Consider the following 1,473-nt stretch of genomic DNA (forward strand, 5'->3'; position numbering starts at 1 on the left):
ACTAGAGTAAAGGGCAGAATATTTCTGCCCCTCCTCATCAAACCGTACGTGAGGTTTTCCCTCATACGGCTTTCCGATGTTCGTCATTCATGTGCGTACAGATTACAAAAGCGTCTTGAGTCCATATTGTATGGATAATGATTTCACTTCGCGTAGTGAACTCAACCAACGAGCACGTTGATGCTTCTTGGCATACCACTTTGCGAACCGCTGTAGGATGTACCAATCTAATTTTGCCATCTTCTTTTGGCTGTAGGCTGTGAAGTAATAGTTACGCCACCCTTGTATTTTTGGGTTCAGGTATTCTAGGTGTTCCTGGAATGTTTTGTGGCGCATGCTCGGTGGGGCTAACCGCTCCTTCACGACTTCCCGTATCCGCTCCTCGGCCTTGCGACACAACCATTGTTGTGTTGTGTAGTACACTTGGCCCTTGGAAGTTTCGGCTTTGGTCTTTCGATGGTGCATACCTAAGAAGTCGAAGCCATCTTCTCCTGTCCATAGTCCGACAATGCGCGTTTTCGTTGGATGAAGGGTTAGTTCAAGGCGTTCCATAATCGCTCTTATGAGTTCATACGCCCGGTCCGCATCCTTCTTTGTTTTGCAGATGACCACTAGATCGTCCGCGTAACGTGTGAGTTCCCCAACCTTACTGCCATGCCGTTCCCACAAGAGATCGAAGTAATTCAGGTAGATGTTCGCCAAGAGCGGTGAAATGACCCCACCTTGCGGTGTTCCTAAATCTGAACGTCTGATCTTTCCTTCCTCCATTACTCCCGCGCCTAACCACTTCCTCACCAGTTTCAGGATTCGCCTGTCACTGATTCGCATTTCGACCAGCTTCATAAGCTTCTCCTGATTGATGTTGTCGAAGTAGCCTTGGATGTCGACGTCGACCACCCAATTCCCTTTACGGTTGCATGCTTTCCGGATGCGATCTAGCGCTTGCTTCGCACTTCTCTTTGGCCTAAACCCGAATGACGTTTCTTGAAAGTCTGCCTCGAAGATGGGTTCAATGACTAGTTTAGTTGCCATCTGAATGACGCGGTCTCTCACCGTGGGAATACCCAGCGGTCGCTGTTTGCCATCTTTCTTCGGAATGTAGTGGCGTCTTACAGGTTGCGGATGGTAGTTACCTTCCTTTAGAAGACGTTGACATTCGTGCACAAACAGTACTTCTCCCTGTTTCTCGATGTCTGCCAGCGTCTCTCCGTCAATTCCTGCCGACCCCTTATTGGCTCGCACTCTTTGCCATGCCTCCCAAAGGATGTCTAGCCGGTAGACCTTGTCGTACAGCGCGTGAAACCTTCGCTTCTTGCTTTCCTTGGCCGCATGACCTAGTTTCTCTTGGAGTTGTTGAACGTTTTCCTTTGGTGTGGTTAGCCGTTTGGCATTCACTGACTCGTACCTCCTTCAGAAACTTGAACAAAGCAGGGCTCCTTCCCTCCCGTAGGTTGTGTTGTCCTGCGGTTCCTT

General features: G+C 49.3%; 1 protein-coding gene. It reads right to left on the reverse strand.

Annotation, left to right across the window (positions count from 1 at the left end; translation table 11 throughout):
- Positions 1 to 102: 102 nt before the first annotated feature.
- Positions 103 to 1,395, reverse strand: a complete 1,293-nt coding sequence (gene ltrA, locus L323_RS33085; protein WP_020815955.1) for a group II intron reverse transcriptase/maturase — start codon at positions 1,393 to 1,395, stop codon at positions 103 to 105.
- Positions 1,396 to 1,473: the final 78 nt, after the last annotated feature.

Origin of the sequence: Ruminiclostridium papyrosolvens C7 (genome assembly GCF_000421965.1) — a bacterium.
Classification (GTDB): Bacteria; Bacillota; Clostridia; order Acetivibrionales; family DSM-1351; genus Ruminiclostridium; species Ruminiclostridium papyrosolvens_A.